The organism is Pseudomonas sp. LBUM1653, from assembly GCF_059716115.1.
This window is the reverse complement of record NZ_CP166803.1, coordinates 4922146-4941847: the sequence shown is the minus strand read 5'-3', so window position 1 is coordinate 4941847 and position 19702 is coordinate 4922146. Positions and strand designations below refer to the sequence as shown.

The following is a 19702-nucleotide window of genomic DNA, read 5'->3' as shown; positions in this document are numbered from 1 at the left end:
CCGTTCGGCTGCGCAGCAGTCGCAAAACCACTGCATGCGGCGTTTCGGGCACACCGTGGCCGCAGGTTTTGGGGCTGCTTCGCAGCCCAGCGGGGATAAATCCCCTCGCCACAGGGTGATTTTCATCAGTCTGTAACGCCCAAGCCGCCAAACCGTCATCCCTCGCGCCTATCTTGAAGCTCCCGTACTCGACTTGGGAGAACTGAAATGGCCCAGCTTTACGAAGAACGCAACAGCGCCGTCAAAACCCGTCGTCAGCAGGAAGACCAGCGCCGCATGGCGTTTCGCCGTGCGATCGAAGATCGCTGTGAGCAGCGTCAGCTTCTGGCCGAGATTGCTGATTTTGCTGGCGACCTGGAGCTTAATTACTGGCAGGCGGCAGCGACAACTTCCCGTCGAAGCGCTCAACCAGCGCGCTGATCTGAATTCTTTCGCTACGAATGAACGCAAGGAAAGCGTGAGCCACCGGTGACAGGCGTTTGGCCTTGGCCTGTACCAGACACCAGCTGCGGTAGAGCGGCAGTTCCTCGATCGGCAACTCGATCAAGCCGCCGGTGGCCAGTTCAAGGTTCAGGGCGTGGCGCGTCAACAGTGCCACGCCCAGACCCGCCAGCACGCATTCACGCTGGGCTTCGGCGGAAGAAACCTCCTGGGTCTGGTTGAAGTGCACACGCTTTTCCTTGAAGTATTCTTCACAGGCCATTCGCGTTCCCGAACCCACCTCGCGCATCAGCAATGTGTAAGGCTCAAGATCCTGCAGGCGCAATGGCCCCAGGTGGCACAGCGGGTGGTCCGGCGGTGCTACCGCAACGATCGGATTGTTCAGGAACGGCAGGAACTCCAGCCCCATGTCCTGCGGCACCATGGACATGATTACCAGGTCGTCGCGGTTGTCCGATAGTCGCCGAATCACCTGGGCGCGATTGACCACCGTCAGTTGCAGGTTCACTTCCGGATGCTGGCGCTTGAAGGCGGCAAACAGATGCGGTACGAAATACTTGGCGCTCGATTCCACCGCCAGTTTCAGTTGGCCTTGCAGCGAGCCCTGCATGTCCGACAGTTGCATGTCGAGGTTTTCCAGGCGTCCGAAAATGTCCCGGCTCGCACGTTGCAGGGCTTCTGCGGCTTCCGTCATGTAGAGTTTTTTGCCGACGTAATCGAATAGTGGTTGGCCCACAAGCTCCTCAAGTTGACGAATCTGTAAGCTGACGGCCGGTTGCGTGAGGGACATTTCGTCGGCCGCGCGGCTGTAGGACCTCAGGTCGCAGACTTCGTTGAAGATCTGCAATTGACGCAATGTCATACGCATCAAGGACTTACGCATTATTTGAACACTCTGGCCACAGGCGGGTGTGTCAACTATAAGTCTTTACTTATGCATGACCCAATAATTATTCATTTTTGTTAATCCCTTGTGAGCGCTAGTGTGGCGTTGCGACCAAATTGAAACATTTGGTCACGCGTCGACCTCGTCTAGCAGGTCGTGGGTACCACCGGATCAAGGGAAACTCCAAGTGATAAAAAAGATCCTGATCGCCAACCGTGGTGAGATTGCCGTACGAATCGTACGCGCTTGTGCCGAAATGGGCATTCGCTCGGTCGCGATCTATTCCGACGCCGATCGCCATGCCTTGCATGTCAAGCGTGCGGATGAGGCCCACAGTATTGGTGCCGAGCCACTGGCCGGTTACCTGAACCCGCGCAAGCTGGTGAACCTGGCCGTGGAAACCGGTTGCGATGCCTTGCACCCTGGCTACGGTTTCCTTTCGGAAAACGCCGAGCTGGCAGACATCTGCGCCGAACGCGGGATCAAATTCATCGGTCCATCGGCTGAAGTCATTCGCCGCATGGGTGACAAGACCGAAGCCCGCCGCAGCATGATCAAGGCGGGTGTTCCGGTCACACCGGGTACCGAAGGCAACGTCGCGGATATCGAAGAGGCCCTGGTCGAAGGCGACCGCATCGGTTACCCGGTGATGCTCAAGGCCACTTCCGGTGGTGGCGGTCGCGGTATTCGTCGCTGCAACAGCCGTGAAGAACTTGAACAGGCGTTCCCGCGAGTCATTTCCGAAGCCACCAAGGCGTTCGGTTCCGCGGAAGTGTTCCTGGAAAAGTGCATCGTCAACCCCAAGCACATCGAAGCGCAGATCCTCGGCGACAGCTTTGGCAATGTGGTGCACCTGTTCGAGCGTGATTGCTCGATCCAGCGCCGCAACCAGAAACTGATCGAAATCGCACCGAGCCCGCAACTGACCCCGGAACAGCGCGCCTACATCGGCGACCTGTCGGTGCGTGCAGCCAAGGCCGTGGGTTACGAGAACGCCGGTACCGTGGAGTTCCTGCTCGCCGAGGGCGAGGTGTACTTCATGGAAATGAACACCCGGGTGCAGGTGGAACACACCATCACCGAAGAAATCACCGGTATCGACATCGTCCGCGAGCAGATCCGCATCGCGTCCGGCCTGCCGCTCTCGGTGAAACAGGAAGACATCCAGCACCGCGGTTTCGCGCTGCAGTTCCGGATCAACGCCGAAGACCCGAAAAACAACTTCCTGCCCAGCTTCGGCAAGATCACCCGTTACTACGCACCCGGCGGTCCGGGCGTACGGACCGACACGGCGATCTACACCGGCTACACCATTCCACCGTTCTACGATTCCATGTGCCTGAAACTGGTGGTGTGGGCGCTGACCTGGGAGGAAGCGATGGACCGTGGCCTGCGCGCGCTGGACGACATGCGTGTGCAAGGGGTCAAGACCACCGCGGCGTACTACCAGGAAATCCTGCGTAATCCGGAATTCCGTAGCGGCCAGTTCAACACCAGCTTCGTCGAAAGCCACCCTGAACTGACCAACTACTCGATCAAGCGCAAACCCGAAGAGCTGGCCCTGGCCATCGCCGCCGCCATCGCCGCCCACGCAGGCCTGTGAGGAATAGAACAATGAGCAAGAAGATTCATGTAACCGACACCATCCTGCGCGACGCCCACCAATCGCTGCTCGCGACCCGCATGCGCACCGAAGACATGCTGCCGATCTGCGACAAGCTCGACAAGGTTGGCTACTGGTCGCTGGAATGCTGGGGCGGCGCGACGTTTGACGCCTGCGTACGTTTCCTCAAGGAAGATCCGTGGGAGCGTCTGCGCCAGCTGCGCGCCGCTTTGCCTAACACGCGCCTGCAAATGCTCTTGCGCGGCCAGAACCTGCTGGGCTATCGCCACTACAGCGACGACGTGGTCAAGGCCTTCGTCGCCAAGGCTGCGGTCAACGGCATCGACGTGTTCCGCATCTTCGACGCCATGAACGACGTGCGTAACCTGCGCGTGGCCATCGAAGCGGTGAAAGCTGCCGGCAAGCACGCTCAGGGCACCATCGCCTACACCACCAGCCCGGTGCACACCATTGATGCGTTCGTGGCGCAAGCCAGGCAAATGGAAGCCATGGGTTGCGACTCGGTGGCAATCAAGGACATGGCCGGCCTGCTGACCCCGTACGCCACCGGCGAACTGGTCAAGGCGTTGAAGTCCGAGCAGTCGCTGCCAGTGTTCATCCACTCGCATGACACCGCCGGCATGGCCACCATGTGCCAACTCAAGGCCATTGAAAACGGCGCCGACCACATCGACACTGCGATCTCCAGCTTCGCCTCGGGCACCAGCCACCCGGGTACCGAATCGATGGTTGCCGCCCTTAAAGGCAGCGAGTTCGATACCGGCCTGAACCTGGAGCTGCTGCAGGAGATCGGTCTGTACTTCTACGCCGTGCGCAAGAAGTACCACCAGTTCGAAAGCGAATTCACCGCCGTCGACACCCGGGTTCAAGTCAACCAGGTGCCGGGCGGGATGATTTCCAACCTGGCCAACCAGTTGAAAGAGCAGGGCGCCCTGAACCGCATGGGCGAAGTGCTGGCAGAGATTCCGCGTGTTCGCGAAGACCTCGGGTTCCCGCCACTGGTGACCCCGACTTCGCAAATCGTCGGCACCCAGGCGTTTTTCAACGTGCTGGCCGGCGAGCGCTACAAGACCATCACCAACGAAGTGAAGCTGTACCTGCAAGGCGGCTACGGCAAGGCGCCGGCCCCCGTGAACGAGCAACTGCGTCGCCAGGCCATCGGCAGCGAAGAAGTGATTGACGTGCGCCCAGCCGACCTGCTCAAGCCGGAAATGGCCAGGCTGCGTGCCGATATCGGTGCGCTGGCCAAGTCTGAAGAAGACGTGCTGACCTACGCCATGTTCCCGGATATCGGGCGCAAGTTCCTCGAAGAGCGTGCGGCGGGCACCCTGACCCCCGAAGTGCTGCTGCCGATTCCTGAAGCCGGTGGCGTCGCCTCGGCGGGCGGCGAAGGTGTGCCGACCGAGTTCGTCATCGACGTCCACGGCGAAACCTACCGCGTCGACATCACCGGTGTGGGCGTCAAGGCTGAAGGCAAGCGTCACTTCTACCTGTCCATCGACGGCATGCCGGAAGAAGTGGTGTTCGAACCGCTCAACGAATTCGTCAGCGGTGGCAGCAGCAAGCGCAAGCAGGCGTCGGCCCCGGGCCACGTCAGCACCACCATGCCAGGCAATATCGTCGACGTGCTGGTCAAGGAAGGCGACACCGTCAAGGCGGGCCAGGCTGTGCTGATCACCGAAGCGATGAAGATGGAAACCGAAGTCCAGGCAGCCATCGCCGGCAAAGTCACCGCCATTCACGTGGCCAAGGGCGACCGGGTGAATCCGGGCGAGATCCTGATCGAGATTGAAGGCTGAGTTAACGGCCGCAATACAACGTTTTAAACCTCGGGGGGGCATGTGCTCCCCTTTTTTTTCGTCCGGGATTTGCTGCTCAGGTCGTCACGCCTCTCTGACTCGTTACGCCGGCTGACGGCGTGGTGGGCAGCGTCGTTTTTTGGTTGAGGATTAACAACTGCATTATTTTGCGTAATTAGATCCAGTATTGGCAAAAATCTGCATTATATTGCGTTTATGCCATATCTTTGATGTTTTCAAATGCACTATATTGCAGTCAAGACTTCAGTTGCTCTTTCTAAAGTGCATTTAAATGCAGGTGTCATCCGATGTACGACCTGACATTACAGATCTATACGGCTGGGAATTGGCATGACGCCATGATTTTGAGCTTCGACAGTCCGGAAAAAGGATTCGAAAGCCGATGCAGTTTTGGATACGAACAAACTTATCTTTTTGACCATTACGAGGAGATTGGGACGCCGTTCGCCAAAGCCGTCAGTGCGCGATTCCCATTGGACTGGGATGGCCGTCGATCCAACGCCCCGGCATTTGTGCACGACATTGCGCCTGCCGGTGCGGCCAAAAGGTTTCTATTGGCACGTATGGGGCAAGACAAACCAGCGGGAATAAATGCAGACCTATACCTACTGGCCAAAAGCACGCCGGCACCGATTGGCAACATGCGGATAAAGGAATCTGCCGAGGTGGTGGATCAGCGTGAGCCGATAGGGTTTGAGCGTCAGGACGTCATCAATCGCAGCAATCGATTTCTTGAGTATGCCTATGAGCAGGGAGCGGCCATTGGTGGCGCAACGGGGGCAGGGGGCGAGGCACCGAAGCTTTTGTTGGCGCAGAACAAGGCAGGCCTGTTGTATCCCGACGCAGTGTTGGACGACGCCGACGTCACCCGGCATTGGTTCGTGAAGTTCGCTCGCAATAAAGGATCAGCGACTGATCAGGTCATCCTGAGAAGCGAGTACCACTACTACAAGGCGCTCCAGACTCTGGGGATCGAGACCGTGGCAGCAGAGGGGCTTGCACTGGAGGAGTCGACCAAACCCAGCCTGTGGATGCAGCGTTTTGACCGTCAAGTGACTCACCAGGGCGTCGAGCGCTTTGCCGTGGAGTCGATTTACTCGCTGGCAAACATCACAGCACCGGGTAGCGCGTTGGATCACCTGGAAGTTATTCGAATGCTGGCGGGGCTATGGCGGGAGGTGGGGCAAACGGAGCAAATTCCGAACCTCGTTGCAGATTACCTGCGTCGGGATCTACTAAACAAAATCCTGGGTAATTCGGATAATCATGGTCGAAACACCGCCATCATCCGCGATCGCGCATCGCTTCGGCTTGCACCCATTTATGATTTGGCGCCCATGGTGATGGACGACGAAGGCGTGACTCGCACCACCAAGTGGCCAAAAGAGCTGGAGAGAGCGGGTGATGTTGATTGGCGTGGCGTGTGTCGGGCATTGGTCGACATCGCTGACCCGAATGATCCGTTAGCCGCATTGAGTGACGTGCAAGACTCTTTTGAGCGCCTGCGCGAAGATGCGAATCAGCTGATGGCACTGCCCGATATTCTTACTGCCAGCGGCCTGCCGGACGTGACAATGAATCACCCACAAATTGCCTTGAAAAATCTGCAGCAACGTTTGAAAGCATGGGAGTTGATATGAGCATGACAGTGGCTGAGCGCACTGTGCTCATAGAAGGCATTCAAGAGGCATTGGCTCAAGGCACCCTTGAAATTGGCGATGCGGTTCGCCGATTGCGGGTCGAAGTCACCGGCTTGCATCAGACTCAGTTCGCGAAGATGTGCAGGATTTCGGTACGTACGTTAGTACATATCGAGCACGGCGAAGGCAATCAGACGCTGAAATCGTTGAATGCAGTGTTCAAGCCGTTTGGATTGAAGATGGGCGTTGTGCGGGTTCGACGTGATCCCGGTTGAGTCAGGTCGATATGGCTTTTTGCACAAACGGACGGCACTCGCGCGAGCTGTGATGGCCTAAGCATCAGGGCGTAACGTTGCGTCCCGGTGACTGGCCAGGATCGGATATGAACGAAGACACGCTAAAAGATAGATCGCTGGCGGTTTTGCTGGTGTTGGTGAGCATCGCGTTCATCTGGATTCTGCTGCCGTTTTACGGTGCGGTGTTCTGGGCGGTGATCCTGGGGATTGTCTTTGCGCCCATGCAGCGCCGGTTGCAACTCAAATTCGGCTGGCAGCGCAACCTGACTTCACTGTGTACCTTGAGCATCTGCCTGGTGATTGCGATCCTGCCGGTGATCATCATCGGCTTCCTGCTGGTTCAGGAGGGCGCGGCGCTGTACAAGAGTGTCGAGAGCGGTGAGCTGGACATTGCCGGGTATGTAACGCAGTTCAAGCACAGCTTGCCACCGTATTTCCAGCATTTGCTCGACCGGTTCGGCGTGGGAGAGCTGAACGGGCTGCGGGAGAAAATCGTCAAGAGCGCAGTAGCGGGCGGCCAGGTACTGGCGAGTCAGGCGTTCAGTTTTGGCCAGGGTACGTTCGAGTTCATCGTCAGCTTTTTCATCATGCTCTACCTGCTGTTTTTCTTCCTGCGCGACGGTGCCGAACTCGCGCGCAAGGTGCGCATGGCCGTGCCGTTGGAGGAGCACCAGAAGCGCCGGTTGCAGCTCAAGTTCAATCGCGTGGTGCGGGCCACGGTGAAGGGCAACCTGCTGGTGGCGATTACCCAGGGCGCATTGGGCGGCATGATTTTCTGGTTTCTGGACGTTCCCAGCGCACTGGTCTGGGCGGTGTTGATGGCGCTTCTGTCGCTGTTGCCGGCGGTCGGGGCAGGAATTGTCTGGGCCCCGGTGGCGGCGTTTTTCCTGCTCACCGGTGCAGTCTGGCAAGGCGTGGTGCTGGGGTTGTTCGGGGTGTTCGTGATTGGCCTGGTGGATAACGTGCTGCGACCGATCCTGGTGGGCAAGGACACGAAGATGCCAGATTACATGATCCTGATCTCGACCCTGGGTGGCCTGGCGCTGTTCGGGCTCAATGGTTTTGTCATCGGCCCGTTGATCGCGGCCCTGTTCATGTCCAGTTGGGACATTTTCATCGAGACCAAACCGCGGGTCCAGCTGCCTTAGGCACTGAGCTGGCCTGGCTGTCCCGTGCCGATTTGCAGGGACAACGCCTGGGCGTCCGGCAGCGAGGTGAGCGGGCCGCTGATTTGTTCGCCGTCCTGGACCAGGTACCAGCAGGCGAGCAATCCAAGCGCTCTGAGCGGTGCGGGAACGGCGCTGCCGATAACGGACATAATCTGAACCTGAGACATCATAAGGACCTCCATTAATCTGTGGGGTCACCTTACGGTTCGGGCGCTTCGAGGGAAAATCAACGTTTTCAATAGTGGTCATTGATGCCATTGAGGTCAGCTCAGCGGCTGACGCTCAGTCGACCACCTGATCGAGCATATGCACCACTTCCTGCTCGTTCAGCAGGCCCTTTCGCACCAGGTTCTACGCCTGCGACGACGAACGGCGGGTTGCGGGCGCGGGCTACCAGCGGCCGTAGCCGTGGGGATGGCCGTAATAGCCGCGAGGCGGGCCGTAGTAACCACGAGGTGGACCGTAATAGACCGGCGCCGGGCGATAGTAGATCGGTTGTTCGACGTACACCGGCGCGGGCTGGTAGTAGACCGGTGGAGGCGGCGCCATGTACACCGGCTGTGGTTGCGCGTAGACCGGCTGAGCGTAGACCGGTTGTGGCGTCACATACACAGGCCGGTTGCTGTTGATGATTGCCGAGCCAACGATGGCCGAGCCTACGATCGCACCAAATACCGCCGGACCTTCCCAACCGCCACCGCCATGCGCCTCTGCTTGCCCTGCGACAGCCAGGGCGCCGATCAGCAAGGCCACTGTGGGGATTCTACGAATCATGATGATTCCCTCGGTTCTTCGACCCGGCGCTCGTGTCTGCCATAGACTCAAGGAATGTCGCGGGGATACTTCTAAGACAGCTTTTTTTTGATAATCAGCACAGCCGCCGGGTAAATTTTGTGTAAGGTCTGTGTCGTCGTCTTTACGGTCACGCGGCGTCGATCAGGGCATGCGAATATGATTGATCAGAACCCGATGGACTGGCTAATCCCGTCCATCCGAAAGTGCAGCACAAGGAGATTCACATGCAGATGAACCCCAACAGAGACACCCAGCTGTGCATGTCCCTCTCCGGACGCCCCGGGAACTTTGGCCTGCGATTTCACAATCATCTGTATGAGCAGCTGGGGCTGAATTTCTACTATAAGGCGTTTTCCAGCCAGGACCTGCCAGGCGCCGTTGGCGGCATCCGCGCCCTGGGGATTCGCGGTTGCGGCGTATCGATGCCGTTCAAGGAAGCCTGCATTGCCCTGGTCGATGAACTGGACCCTTCTGCCGAGGCCATCCAGTCGATCAATACCATCGTCAATACCGACGGCCATCTCAAGGCCTTCAACACCGACTACATCGCCATTGCCCAGTTGCTGCAGACCCACCAGGTGCCCAAAGACAGCACTTTTGCCCTGCTTGGCAGTGGTGGCATGGCCAAGGCAGTGGCCAGCGCCTTGCGCGATGGTGGTTACCACAATGGCCTGATCGTGGCCCGTAACGAGCGCGCGGGGCAGGCGTTGGCCAAGTCGCTGGGCTACCGCTGGCAAGCCGAGCTGGGTGAGCAACGCCCGCAAATGCTCATCAACGTCACACCTATCGGCATGACCGGCCCGCAAGCCGAGCAGTTGGCGTTCGATCCCCAAGCCATTGCTGCTGCGGATATCGTCTTCGATGTCGTCGCGGTTCCCGCGGAAACCCCGCTGATCGTGCGCGCTCGTGCCGAGGGTAAACATGTCATCACCGGGCTCGAAGTGATTGCGATCCAGGCACTGGAGCAATTTGTGCTTTATACCGGAGTGCGCCCGACCGATGAGCAGTTTCAAAAGGCCGTGGAGTTTGCGCGCAGCAGCCTTGCCTATTGATTGACGGGCAGCAGGAACGCCGCCCGGAACGAGCTTTCGCCCCTTTTATTCGAGGCGTGCCAAGCGCTCTTCCAGCGCGGCAATTCGCGCTTCGAGCTCCTCGATTCGCTCAACCGACACCGCGCCGCCAGCACCGCGCTCCGGCGCATTTTGCCGTGCAGCGAGGATCGCTTCGATATCCGCCGGATCACCCAGTGCGTGGGTATAGCGATCTTCACGCTGGCCGGCCTGACGCGGGATCAGCACTGCCAGGCCACGGGCAATCAGGCGTTCGAGTTGATGCACGACCTGCTCGGCATCCTCGAAATCATGCATGCGCCCGCTGCGGGTCAGCAGTTCGTTGACCGTCTGCGGCCCCCTTAAAAACAACAGCCCGGTCAGAATCACCTGCGCTGGCACCAGTTCCAGTGCCTTGTCGACCTTGTGCTCCCAACGGTCGGCCCGGCTGCCCATCACCAGTCTGGTGAAACCGCGTCCCTCGAGCGCGCGCAGGCTCTGGCCAACCTGGCCCTGGGTGAGGTTCATCACCGGCTCGCGGCTGGTTTTCTGATTGCAGGCAATCACCAGCGCATTGAGGGTCAGCGGATAGGTTTCCGGGCTGGTGGCCTGTTTCTCGATCAACGAGCCCAGAATGCGGATTTCCGTGCTGTTGAGCCGTGGTTCGTCGAACGTCGTTTCTTGCTCAGTACTCACAGTGTCTGGAACCTCGCTAACGGTTGATCTGGAAAATATCGGCTAATAAAACCTCGTTCAGGGAGGTTAGTCGAGCATTGCTGTGTTGCCGCGCTTGATTCTCGGCGGCATCACCCGTTCGGACTAGGCAAGGCTAACGATTCTACCGCCTCCGGACGGCGCCAGACTTCATGTTCAAAGGGGTGTTGCGCCACGCGCGCCCCGCCAAACGAGCAGAAGGCGCCGCGATGGAGTTTGCATTCAGCGACGAACAGGAAATGATCCGCGCATCGGCCGAGGGCTTCCTCGCCGATGTCTCGGATTCCGCCGCCGTACGCGCGGCAATGGTCAGCGAACGGGGTTTCGACGAGGCCCTCTGGCAGCGTCTATGCCAGGAAATGTACTGGCCGGCGATTCATATTCCCGAAGCCTATGGTGGTCTTGGCCTTGGTTTTGTCGAACTGGCAATCCTGCTGGAGCAGATGGGCCGGCGTTTACTGTGCTCGCCGTTTTTCGCCACCGCCTGCATGGCCACGCCTGCGCTGTTGTTGGCTGCCAACGATGAACAGAAGCTGCGCTGGTTGCCGTCGATTGCGGACGGCAGCGTGACCGCGACCCTGGGTTTCAGCAGCGCCAACGGCTGGTCAGCCGCCGACGTCCAGGCAACCGTGGTGGTCGAAGGCGACGGCTTTGTTCTCGACGGCACGCTCAAGCATGTACTCGATGGGCACGGCGCCGACCTTTTGATCATTGCCGCACGGCAACCCGGAACCCGCGGCGAAGCAGGTATCAGCCTGTTTGCCGTCAACGCTGTACGGGCCGGCATCGAGCGGCAAATGCTCCCGACCATGGACCAGACCCGGCGTCAGGCGCGGATTCAGCTCAAGGGTCTGTACCTCGAAGCCGATGCGCTGCTGGGCGAGTTCGGTCATGGCTGGCCGCACCTGGAACGCGTCCTGCAACTGGCCTGCATCGGCCTCGCCGCCGAGCAGACCGGCGGCGCGCAGCAGGTGCTCGATCTCAGCGTGGCTTATATGCAGGAACGCCAGCAGTTCGGTCGCCCTATTGCCAGTTTTCAGGCCCTCAAACACCGCGCCGCCGACATGATGCTGCAAGTCGAATGCGCGCGTTCGGTCAGTTATTACGCCGCGTGCGTGGCGCAGGAAGTCCTCGATCCGCAGGGTGATCCGCAGGTCGCGGCCGAACTGCCACTGGCGGCAGCGCTGGCCAAGGCGCAGTGCTCTGAAACCTACTTTTGCTGTGCGTGCGAGTCGATCCAGTTGCATGGCGGCGTCGGTTTCACCTGGGAATACGACCCGCACCTCTATTTCAAGCGCGCCCGTGCCAGCGAGAGTTTTCTCGGGCTACCGGCTTGGCATCGCGAGCGCATTGCTTCGGTGATTCTGGGAGAGCAGCCATGAAAATCAGTTTCAGCAAGCAGGACGAACGCTTCCGCCAGGAAGTCGCCGACTGGATGAGCGCCAATCTCTGCGGCGAATTCGAGCCCCTGCGTTTTCGCGGAGGGCCGGGCGATGAGCACATGTTTCCCGAAGAGCGCAAAGCCTGGGAACGCAAACTCGCCGAGGGCGGCTGGACCTGTGTCGGCTGGGCGCCGGAGCATGGCGGGCGTGGCTTGTCGATCACCCAGCAAGTGATTTTCCATGAAGAGTACGCCCGCGCCGGCGGACCTGGACGCATGGGCCACATCGGCGAAGGCCTGGCCGGGCCGACCATCGCTGCGTTCGGCACGGTCGAACAGCAACAGCGCTTTTTGCCGGGAATCGTCAGCGGCACATCGTTCTGGTGCCAGGGCTATTCAGAGCCGGGGGCCGGTTCCGACCTGGCCAACGTCAAGACCCGCGCGACGCTGGACGAGGCGACGGGTCAATGGGTGATTAACGGCCAAAAAGTCTGGACGTCCCTGGCCCACGAATCGGATTGGTGCTTCGTCATCGCCCGCACTGAACCGGGCAGCGTCGGCCATCGCGGCCTGTCGTTCCTGTTGGTACCGATGGCCCAGACGGAAATCACCGTACGCCCCATCGAGCAACTGACCGGCACCTCGGAATTCAACGAAGTGTTCTTCGACGACGCCCGCACCGACGCCACCCATATCATCGGCGCACCGGGCGAAGGATGGAAGATTGCCATGGCGCTGCTGGGTTTCGAGCGCGGCGTGTCGACCCTCGGCCAACAGATGCAGTTCCAGAACGAACTCAACGAAATCATCGCCATCGCCAAGCGCAACGGCGCTGCCCGCGATCCGATCCTGCGCCAGCGCCTGGCCGAAGCCTGGAGCGGGTTGCGGATCATGCGCTACAACTCGCTGCGCATGCTCTCGGGTAGCCAGGACGGTTCGCTGCGCAAAGAGGCGACCATCTACAAGCTGTTCTGGTCGACCTGGCACGCCAGCCTCGGCAAGTTGGCGATGGACGTCCTTGGCGCCGAAGCGGAATTGCTCGAAGCCGCGCCCTACCAACTGACCCGTTTGCAGTCGCTGTACCTGTTCAGCCGCGCCGACACCCTCTACGGCGGCAGCAACGAAATCCAGCGCAACATCATCGCCGAGCGTGCCTTGGGCATGCCCAAAGAGCCGCGTCCGCGCGTCTGAAAGGAGAGAGTTCATGTCTGTACCTCAATATGTTGAAGGTCGCGGCCTGCTGCGCGGCAAGTCCGTGCTGATCACCGCCGCCGCAGGCGCCGGGATCGGTTTTTCCGCCGCCGTGCGCGCTGCCGAAGAAGGCTGCCGGGCGCTGATGATCAGCGATATCCATGAAGGCCGACTGGCCGAAGCGGTGCTGAAAATCCGCGAAAGCACCGGCCTGCAACAAGTCTTCGGCCAGGTCTGCAACGTCGCCGACGAAGCCCAGGTGCAGCAGCTGATCGCCTGCGCCGAGCGCGATCTGCAAGGCGTCGATGTACTGATCAACAACGCCGGGCTTGGCGGTTCGCGGTTGCTGGTGGACATGGCCGACGAAGAGTGGAATCGGGTCATCGATGTCACGCTCACCGGCACCATGCGCATGACCCGCGCCATGCTGCCGAAAATGATGGCGCGGCGTGCCGGGGTCATCGTCAACAACGCCTCGGTACTCGGCTGGCGCGCGCAGAAAGAACAGGCGCACTACGCCGCCGCCAAGGCCGGGGTGATGGCGCTGACCCGCTGCGCAGCGGTCGAAGCCGCCGACTACGGCATTCGCATCAACGCAGTCAGCCCGAGCATCGCCCTGCACGATTTCCTGCGCAAATCCGCGCCGCAAGCGGTGCTGGATCAACTGGCTGCCAACGAAGCGTTCGGCCGCGCCGCCGAAGTCTGGGAAGTGGCCAACGTGATGATGTTCCTGGCCAGCGACTACAGCTCCTACATGACCGGCGAAGTGTTGTCGGTGTCCAGCCAGAGGGCCTGACCATGCCACGTATTTTCGACACGCCAATGGCCTTGTTCGACGCCGTGGGCCAGGCGCTCGGCGTCAGCGATTGGCTGCTACTGGAGCAAGACCGAATCAATCTGTTTGCCGACGCCACCGGCGATCACCAGTGGATTCACGTCGATCCGCTCAAGGCCGCCAGCGGCCCGTTTGGCGCCTGCATTGCCCATGGCTACTTGAGTCTTGCACTGGTCAATCTGTTTTTGCCGCAGATCGTTGAGGTTCGCGGCCTGGCCATGGGCGTCAATTACGGCTGTGAGCGGGTGCGTTTTCCTTCCGTGGTGCGAGTCGGATCGCGGGTGCGTGGCAGCGCGCAATTGATCGCGGTCGAGGAAGTGAAGGGCGGCGTGCAGGCGACTATCCGCGTCAGCGTCGAAATCGATGGCGAGGAACGCCCCGGCTGCGTGGTCGACACCATCAGTCGCTATTACCCGGCCTGACCTTCAACAGATTTTTCGAGGATTTGAACATGAAAGAAGCCGTCATCGTTTCCACCGCCCGCACCCCGATCGGTAAAGCCTTTCGTGGCGCATTCAATGACACCGAAGCGCCGCAGCTTGGCGGCCACGTGGTGCGCGAAGCCGTGCGCCGGGCCGGCATCGAGCCGGGCGAAGTGGACGACGTGATCATCGGCGCCGCCGCACAGCAGGGCACCCAGTCCTACAACCTCGGACGCCTGTGCGCGATTGCCGGCGGCCTGCCGACCACGGTTGCCGGCATGGCCGTCGAGCGCCAGTGCTCGTCGGGCCTGATGAGCATCGCCATGGCCGCCAAAGGCATCATGTGCGATGAAATCGATATCGCCGTGGCCGGTGGCCTGGAGTCGATTTCCCTGGTGCAGAACAAGCACAAGAACCTCTATCGCAATCAGTCGAGTGCGGTGATTGAACACGATCCGCACGCTTACATCCCGATGATCGAAACCGGCGAAATCGTTTCGGCGCGCTACGGAATTTCCCGCGAAGAGCAGGATGAGTACAGCTACCAGAGTCAAATGCGCACCGCCCTGGCTCAGAGTGCCGGACGCTTCGACCGTGAGCTGGCGGCGTTGACCAGCCGCCAGGCGATCTTCGATAAGGCCAGCGGCGAAACCCGATATGAACTCGTCACCTTGCAACGCGACGAGTGCAACCGCATCGACACCACCCGTGAAAGTCTGAACGCACTGGAGCCGGTATGGCCGGGCGGTCAGTGGAGTGAGAAGGGGTGCTTCATCACTGCGGGCAACGCTTCGCAGCTGTCCGACGGTGCATCGGCCTCGGTGTTGATGAGCGCCAAACTGGCCGAGAAGCGTGGCCTGGAGCCGTTGGGAATCTATCGTGGCATGGCCGTCGCCGGCTGTAATTCCGACGAGATGGGCATCGGTCCGGTGTATGCCATTCCCAAGCTGCTCAAGCGCCATGGCCTGACCATGGACCACATCGGCCTGTGGGAGTTGAACGAAGCGTTCGCCTGTCAGGTGCTGTATTGCCGCGACACGCTGGGTATTCCGGCCGAGCGCCTGAACGTCAATGGCGGCGCGATTTCCATCGGTCATCCGTTCGGCATGTCCGGAGCGCGGATGGTCGGCCACGCCTTGATCGAAGGCCAGCGTCGCGGTTTGCGTTATGTGGTGGTGAGCATGTGCATCGGTGGCGGCATGGGCGCTGCGGGCCTGTTCGAGGTGGTCTGAATGATCAGCACACAAAATATCCAGGCGATCATGGCGCGTTATGTGGAACTGGTGGATGCCGGCGACATCGATGGCATCCTCGCGCTCTACGCCAACGACGCCACCGTTGAAGACCCGGTCGGCCAGGCGCCGTTGCAAGGCATTGAATCCATCGCGCGCTTCTACCGTGAAGGACTGGGGGCGATGAAGGTCTCGGCGACCCAGACCGGCCCGGTGCGGGCGACCTCGAACGGTTGCGGGGCGATGCCGTTCCGGGTTGACATGGAGTGGGGCGGGCAGCCGTGCTCGCTGCATGTGATCGACGTGATGGAGTTCGACGCCGAGGGCAAGATCCGCTCGATGAAAGCCTTCTGGAGTGAGGTCAACGTGACGGCGCGAGGTGCCGCGTGAATCTGGAGCAGCGAATCGCCCGCCTGGAAGCGCTGGAGGACATCCGCCAGCTCAAGCACCGCTACCTCAATGCCTGCGATCTGAAGCAGGTCGAGGTGATTGCCGACTGCTTTGCCGAAGATGAAGTGCTGATCGATTACGGTCCGCTCGGGGTCTTTCGTGAGCGCGACAGCTTTGTCGCGCTGTATCGCGAACTCGCCTGTCATGAGCGGGTGATCGATCTGCACCATGGCGCCAACCCGGAGATTGAATGGCTCAACGAGGACCAAGCCCAGGGCCGTTGGGCCCTGTGGTATTTCAATCTGGATGGCGAGAGCGGGGCGACGCGGCAGTTGGGTGGGTTTTATCAGGACCGTTACCAGCGAATCGCCGGTCAGTGGAAAATCGTCGCCACCCGCTTTACCGCGCACTCGCAGGTGACGCGTTCCTGAAGGCCGCTCACTCCAGAGATGGCCCCTGTGGGAGCGAGCTTGCTCGCGATGGCGGCATGTCAGGCAACATCACTGTTGAATGTGCCGGCCTCATCGCGAGCAGGCTCGCTCCCACAGTTTTTGTGGTGAACCTGGCTTTAGCGTGCAACCCCATCCCCCTGTGGGAGCGAGCTTGCTCGCGATGGCGGCATGTCAGGCAACATTGATGTTGGATGTGCTGACAGCCATATCCGGATTCTGTGTCCGACCGGTTTCGTAGAAAGCCTTGAGGTTCTCGGCAATCTGCCGCACGACCTTGTTGAAGGACTTGGCCAGTAACCCTTCAAACAGCCTGCCACCGCGCAGGCTGTAACTCATTTGCAGGGTGATGCGGGTCGCGTTGCCTTCGGCTTGCAAGGCATAACTGAAACTCGCCTCGCGAAACGGAAAGGGTGAGTCATTGCTGCCCTTGTGCAACCTCAGCACAAACCCCGTGCCTTCCTGCCACTGCACCACGCTTTCATCCAGATACTGACCGCCCTTACGCAACACCCGGCGGCTCGCGCCGAGGCCTTCCTGCGGCCCGGGATGAAACTGGCAGCCGGTGAGACCTGGTACGTAGTGCGGAGCGAGGCTCAGGTCGCGCAGCTTGGTCCACGCCGCTTGTGGCGTGAGATCGAGCAAAATGCTGTGACTGGCAATTGCGGGCATGTCGAGTCTCCTCTTGTTATCAGGATTGGGCGGCGTCAAGAAATGCCGGACGTTCGCCACCGCCATGCACGGCAATGTCCGCGCCACTGACGTAACGGGCCAATGTCGAGGCCAGGTACAGGCAGGTGTCGCCAATGTCCTCCGGTGTCGCCAGGCGTTGCAGTGGAATGGTCGCCGCCACCCGGGCAATCCCCGCTTCGTCACCATAATGCATGGCCGCTTGCTCGGTGAGAATCAGCCCGGCGGTCACGGCGTTGACCCGCACCTTGGGCGCCCATTCCACCGCCAGCGAAGTGGTCAGGTTGAGCAAGCCGGCCTTGGCCGCGCCATAAGCGGCGGTGCCGGGGGAAGGGCGAGTGGCGCTGACGCTGCAAATGTTGATGATCGCACCGCCTTCGGCCTGGACCTGCATCACTTGGTTGGCCTGTTGACACAGGTTCAGCGGCGCAATCAGGTTCAGCCGAATGATTGCTTCGCTGAAACGCGGCGAAGCGGTAGCGGCGTCGGCATTCGGTGAGCCACCGGCGTTGTTGACCAGCACATCGAGGCGGCCGAAGCGCTCGACGATCTGCGCGATCAAACGCCCGGACTGCTCGACATCCCGCAGGTCGCAGGGCACGAACAGCGCCTCGCGCCCGGCGCTGGCGGGTAAGGTTTGCGGGGCTTCGCGGCCGCAAATTACCACCTCGGCGCCGCAGTCGAGGAAGCGCTGGCTGATGCCGCGCCCGACGCCTTTTCCACCGCCGGTGACCAGTACCACTTTGCCGCGAAAGTCCATCGGTTCAAGCATGGGGTGCCTCGTTCTGTCGCTCGGGAATACGACCGATGCTAGGTCGACCGTTGCTGCAGGCCAACGTCCGATGAGACTAGAGACTGTAGGAGCGAGCATGCTCGCGATGGACGTCAACGATAACGCGTAAAACCTGATTTCCCGCGGTATCCTGACGTTTTTCGCGAGCATGCTCGCTCCTACAGGTAGTCCTGTCGGACGATGTTGATGGTCCGGCCTGTCGGAATAATCCGGCTACAACAACAGGCCGGGAGGACACCTTATGGACGCTTTAGCGCAAGGGCACTTCGTTACGCTGCCGGATGGTTTGCAGCTGCACTACAAAGACATCGGCGGGCTAGACACCGGCAACGGCGAGCCGGTGATTTTCATTCATGGCAGCGGGCCGGGCGCCAGCGGTCACAGCAACTTCAAGCAGAACTACCCGGTGTTTGCTGAAGCCGGTTACCGGGTTATCGTTCCCGATCTACCGGGCTACGGCGCTTCGGACAAGCCCGACACCCTCTACACCCTGGACTTCTTCGTTGCCGCCCTGAGCGGTTTGCTCGACGCCCTGGATATCCAGCGTTGCGTGCTGGTCGGCAACTCGTTGGGCGGCGCAATCGCCATCAAGATGGCCCTCGACCAACCACAACGGGTCAGCCGTCTGGTGCTGATGGCGCCTGGTGGCCTGATGGAAAAAGAGCAGTATTACCTGCAGATGGAAGGCATCCAGAAAATGGGCGCGGCCTTCGCCAAGGGTGAGCTCAATGACGCGACGGGCATGCGTCGCCTGCTGGCCTTGCAACTGTTCGACGAAAGCCTGATCAGCGATGAGACGGTCAATGAACGCGTGGCCGTGGTGCAACTGCAACCGGTGTGCGTGCTGTCGACCATGCAGGTGCCGAACATGACTTCGCGTCTGGGCGAGTTGCAGTGCCCGATCCTCGGTTTCTGGGGTATGAACGACAAGTTCTGTCCGTCCTCCGGCGCCCAGACCATGCTCGAAAATTGCTCGAAAATCCGTTTTGTCTTGCTCAGCGAATGCGGGCATTGGGTTCAGGTCGAGCACCGCGAACTGTTCAACCGCGAGTGCCTGGCCTTTCTTCAGGAGGCTCGCGGATGAGCGTGCAACTGCGCCGTGAATTCGGCGAAGAGCTTTATCAGGCGCTACTCAGCGGCTCCACCCTGGCACCACTGACCGAACGCTGGCCGTCGATCAGCATCGAGGATGCCTACCATATTTCCCTGTACGCCATCGAACGTCGCGTCGCGGCCGGGGATCAGATCGTCGGTAAGAAAATTGGCGTGACCTCGGCGGCCGTCCAGCAGATGCTCAACGTGCACCAGCCAGATTTCGGCTTCATCACACGGCAGATGGCCTTCGCCGATGGTGCGCAGATTTCCCTGTCGGCCAACAAACTGATCCAGCCCCGTGCCGAGGGTGAAATCGCCTTCAAGCTCAAGCGCGATCTGGTCGGGCCGGGTATTACCGAAGCTGATGTGCTGGCCGCCACCGAATACGTGATGCCGTGCTTCGAGATCGTCGACTCGCGGATTCACGAATGGCGCATCCGCATCCAGGACACGGTTGCCGACAACGCTTCCTGCGGTGTGTTTGTGCTCGGTGACAGCCAGGTCGATCCCCGTGAACTGGATCTGCCCAACTTGCGCATGCGCGTGTTCAAAAACGGTGAGCCGCTTAGCGAAGGCCTGGGTTCGGCAGTGCAGGGCAATCCGCTGACTGCCGTGGCTTGGCTGGCCAACACCCTGGGCGCCTTCGGCATTCCGTTCAAGGCCGGGGAAATCATCCTGTCCGGCTCCCTGGTACCGCTGGAACCGGCCCGTGCCGGCGACCTATTTTCGCTGACCATCGATGGCCTGGGCAGTGCCCGGGTGTCTTTCTGCGCCTGACTTTTGGAGTTTT

The 19702-nt window shown here is 60.4% G+C and carries 22 protein-coding genes; 16 read left to right on the top strand and 6 right to left on the bottom strand.

Annotated elements, in window-relative coordinates:
- Positions 1-207: 207 nt before the first annotated feature.
- Positions 208-420, top strand: coding sequence for a PA3496 family putative envelope integrity protein (locus ACA054_RS22245; protein ID WP_497686190.1), 213 nt, complete (start codon positions 208-210; stop codon positions 418-420).
- Here the strand turns inward: ACA054_RS22245 and ACA054_RS22240 are convergent.
- Positions 362-1324: a LysR family transcriptional regulator gene (locus ACA054_RS22240; protein ID WP_497686189.1), complete on the bottom strand. Its 963-nt coding sequence runs from the start codon at positions 1322-1324 to the stop codon at positions 362-364. The two genes, ACA054_RS22245 and ACA054_RS22240, sit on opposite strands and share 59 nt — an antisense overlap.
- A 190-nt stretch (positions 1325-1514) precedes the next feature.
- On the opposite strand from ACA054_RS22240, the gene ACA054_RS22235 reads away from it, so the two are divergent.
- The 5 genes from ACA054_RS22235 to ACA054_RS22215 all read left to right on the top strand — a co-directional run bounded on the left by ACA054_RS22235 (position 1515) and on the right by ACA054_RS22215 (position 7855).
- The gene (locus ACA054_RS22235) at positions 1515-2930 is read left to right on the top strand and encodes an acetyl-CoA carboxylase biotin carboxylase subunit (RefSeq protein ID WP_497686188.1); all 1416 of its coding nucleotides are present in this window, start codon (positions 1515-1517) and stop codon (positions 2928-2930) included.
- Positions 2931-2941: 11 nt separating this feature from the next.
- Entirely contained in the window at positions 2942-4750 is a 1809-nt protein-coding gene (gene oadA, locus ACA054_RS22230; RefSeq protein WP_497686187.1) for a sodium-extruding oxaloacetate decarboxylase subunit alpha, read from the top strand.
- A gap of 308 nt (positions 4751-5058) precedes the next feature.
- On the top strand, positions 5059-6411 hold the full coding sequence (locus ACA054_RS22225; protein WP_497686186.1) for a HipA domain-containing protein: 1353 nt from the start codon (positions 5059-5061) through the stop codon (positions 6409-6411).
- Positions 6408-6686: a helix-turn-helix domain-containing protein gene (locus ACA054_RS22220; protein ID WP_497686185.1), complete on the top strand. Its 279-nt coding sequence runs from the start codon at positions 6408-6410 to the stop codon at positions 6684-6686. The genes ACA054_RS22225 and ACA054_RS22220 overlap by 4 nt, the downstream gene beginning before the upstream one ends.
- 107 nt (positions 6687-6793) lie before the next feature.
- Complete coding sequence (locus ACA054_RS22215; protein WP_497686184.1) at positions 6794-7855, top strand: AI-2E family transporter; 1062 nt, start codon at positions 6794-6796, stop codon at positions 7853-7855.
- On the opposite strand, the gene ACA054_RS22210 is transcribed toward ACA054_RS22215, so the two are convergent.
- A complete protein-coding gene (locus ACA054_RS22210) occupies positions 7852-8043 on the bottom strand; it encodes a hypothetical protein (protein WP_497690357.1) in 192 nt (63 codons plus the stop codon). The genes ACA054_RS22215 and ACA054_RS22210 overlap by 4 nt on opposite strands.
- A gap of 223 nt (positions 8044-8266) precedes the next feature.
- Positions 8267-8650: a hypothetical protein gene (locus ACA054_RS22205; protein WP_497686183.1), complete on the bottom strand. Its 384-nt coding sequence runs from the start codon at positions 8648-8650 to the stop codon at positions 8267-8269.
- Positions 8651-8895: 245 nt separating this feature from the next.
- On the opposite strand from ACA054_RS22205, the gene ACA054_RS22200 reads away from it, so the two are divergent.
- Positions 8896-9723, top strand: a complete 828-nt coding sequence (locus tag ACA054_RS22200; protein ID WP_497686182.1) for a shikimate 5-dehydrogenase — start codon at positions 8896-8898, stop codon at positions 9721-9723.
- A gap of 45 nt (positions 9724-9768) precedes the next feature.
- On the opposite strand, the gene ACA054_RS22195 is transcribed toward ACA054_RS22200, so the two are convergent.
- Positions 9769-10416 (bottom strand): YceH family protein, encoded by a 648-nt coding sequence (locus tag ACA054_RS22195; protein WP_497686181.1) that lies wholly within the window; start codon positions 10414-10416, stop codon positions 9769-9771.
- Between the two features lie 227 nt (positions 10417-10643).
- Here ACA054_RS22195 and ACA054_RS22190 point away from each other — a divergent pair, with 227 nt between their 5' ends.
- The 7 genes from ACA054_RS22190 to ACA054_RS22160 are packed head-to-tail and all read left to right on the top strand — an operon-like array spanning position 10644 to position 16316.
- Positions 10644-11816 carry an acyl-CoA dehydrogenase family protein gene (locus tag ACA054_RS22190; RefSeq protein WP_497686180.1) on the top strand — a complete coding sequence of 391 codons (1173 nt, stop codon included), beginning with the start codon at positions 10644-10646 and terminating at the stop codon, positions 11814-11816.
- Complete coding sequence (locus ACA054_RS22185; protein WP_497686179.1) at positions 11813-13006, top strand: acyl-CoA dehydrogenase family protein; 1194 nt, start codon at positions 11813-11815, stop codon at positions 13004-13006. The genes ACA054_RS22190 and ACA054_RS22185 overlap by 4 nt, the downstream gene beginning before the upstream one ends.
- A 13-nt stretch (positions 13007-13019) precedes the next feature.
- The gene (locus ACA054_RS22180) at positions 13020-13802 is read left to right on the top strand and encodes an SDR family oxidoreductase (protein ID WP_497686178.1); all 783 of its coding nucleotides are present in this window, start codon (positions 13020-13022) and stop codon (positions 13800-13802) included.
- Between the two features lie 2 nt (positions 13803-13804).
- Positions 13805-14263, top strand: coding sequence for a MaoC family dehydratase (locus tag ACA054_RS22175; RefSeq protein WP_497686177.1), 459 nt, complete (start codon positions 13805-13807; stop codon positions 14261-14263).
- Between the two features lie 29 nt (positions 14264-14292).
- On the top strand, positions 14293-15495 hold the full coding sequence (locus ACA054_RS22170; RefSeq protein ID WP_497686176.1) for an acetyl-CoA C-acyltransferase: 1203 nt from the start codon (positions 14293-14295) through the stop codon (positions 15493-15495).
- The gene (locus tag ACA054_RS22165; RefSeq protein WP_497686175.1) at positions 15496-15885 is read left to right on the top strand and encodes a steroid Delta-isomerase; all 390 of its coding nucleotides are present in this window, start codon (positions 15496-15498) and stop codon (positions 15883-15885) included. It begins immediately after the preceding gene.
- A complete protein-coding gene (locus tag ACA054_RS22160; RefSeq protein WP_497686174.1) occupies positions 15882-16316 on the top strand; it encodes a nuclear transport factor 2 family protein in 435 nt (144 codons plus the stop codon). Before ACA054_RS22165 ends, ACA054_RS22160 begins: the two co-directional genes overlap by 4 nt.
- A 192-nt stretch (positions 16317-16508) precedes the next feature.
- Here ACA054_RS22160 and ACA054_RS22155 read toward each other — a convergent pair whose 3' ends face one another.
- Both ACA054_RS22155 and ACA054_RS22150 read right to left on the bottom strand, forming a co-directional pair.
- Positions 16509-17006 carry an SRPBCC family protein gene (locus ACA054_RS22155; RefSeq protein ID WP_497686173.1) on the bottom strand — a complete coding sequence of 166 codons (498 nt, stop codon included), beginning with the start codon at positions 17004-17006 and terminating at the stop codon, positions 16509-16511.
- Between the two features lie 19 nt (positions 17007-17025).
- Positions 17026-17796: an SDR family oxidoreductase gene (locus ACA054_RS22150; RefSeq protein WP_497686172.1), complete on the bottom strand. Its 771-nt coding sequence runs from the start codon at positions 17794-17796 to the stop codon at positions 17026-17028.
- Positions 17797-18058: 262 nt separating this feature from the next.
- Between ACA054_RS22150 and ACA054_RS22145 the strand changes: the two genes are divergently transcribed.
- On the top strand, positions 18059-18901 hold the full coding sequence (locus tag ACA054_RS22145) for an alpha/beta fold hydrolase (protein WP_497686171.1): 843 nt from the start codon (positions 18059-18061) through the stop codon (positions 18899-18901).
- Positions 18898-19689 (top strand): fumarylacetoacetate hydrolase family protein, encoded by a 792-nt coding sequence (locus ACA054_RS22140; protein ID WP_497686170.1) that lies wholly within the window; start codon positions 18898-18900, stop codon positions 19687-19689. The genes ACA054_RS22145 and ACA054_RS22140 overlap by 4 nt, the downstream gene beginning before the upstream one ends.
- The last annotated feature ends 13 nt before the right edge of the window (positions 19690-19702 follow it).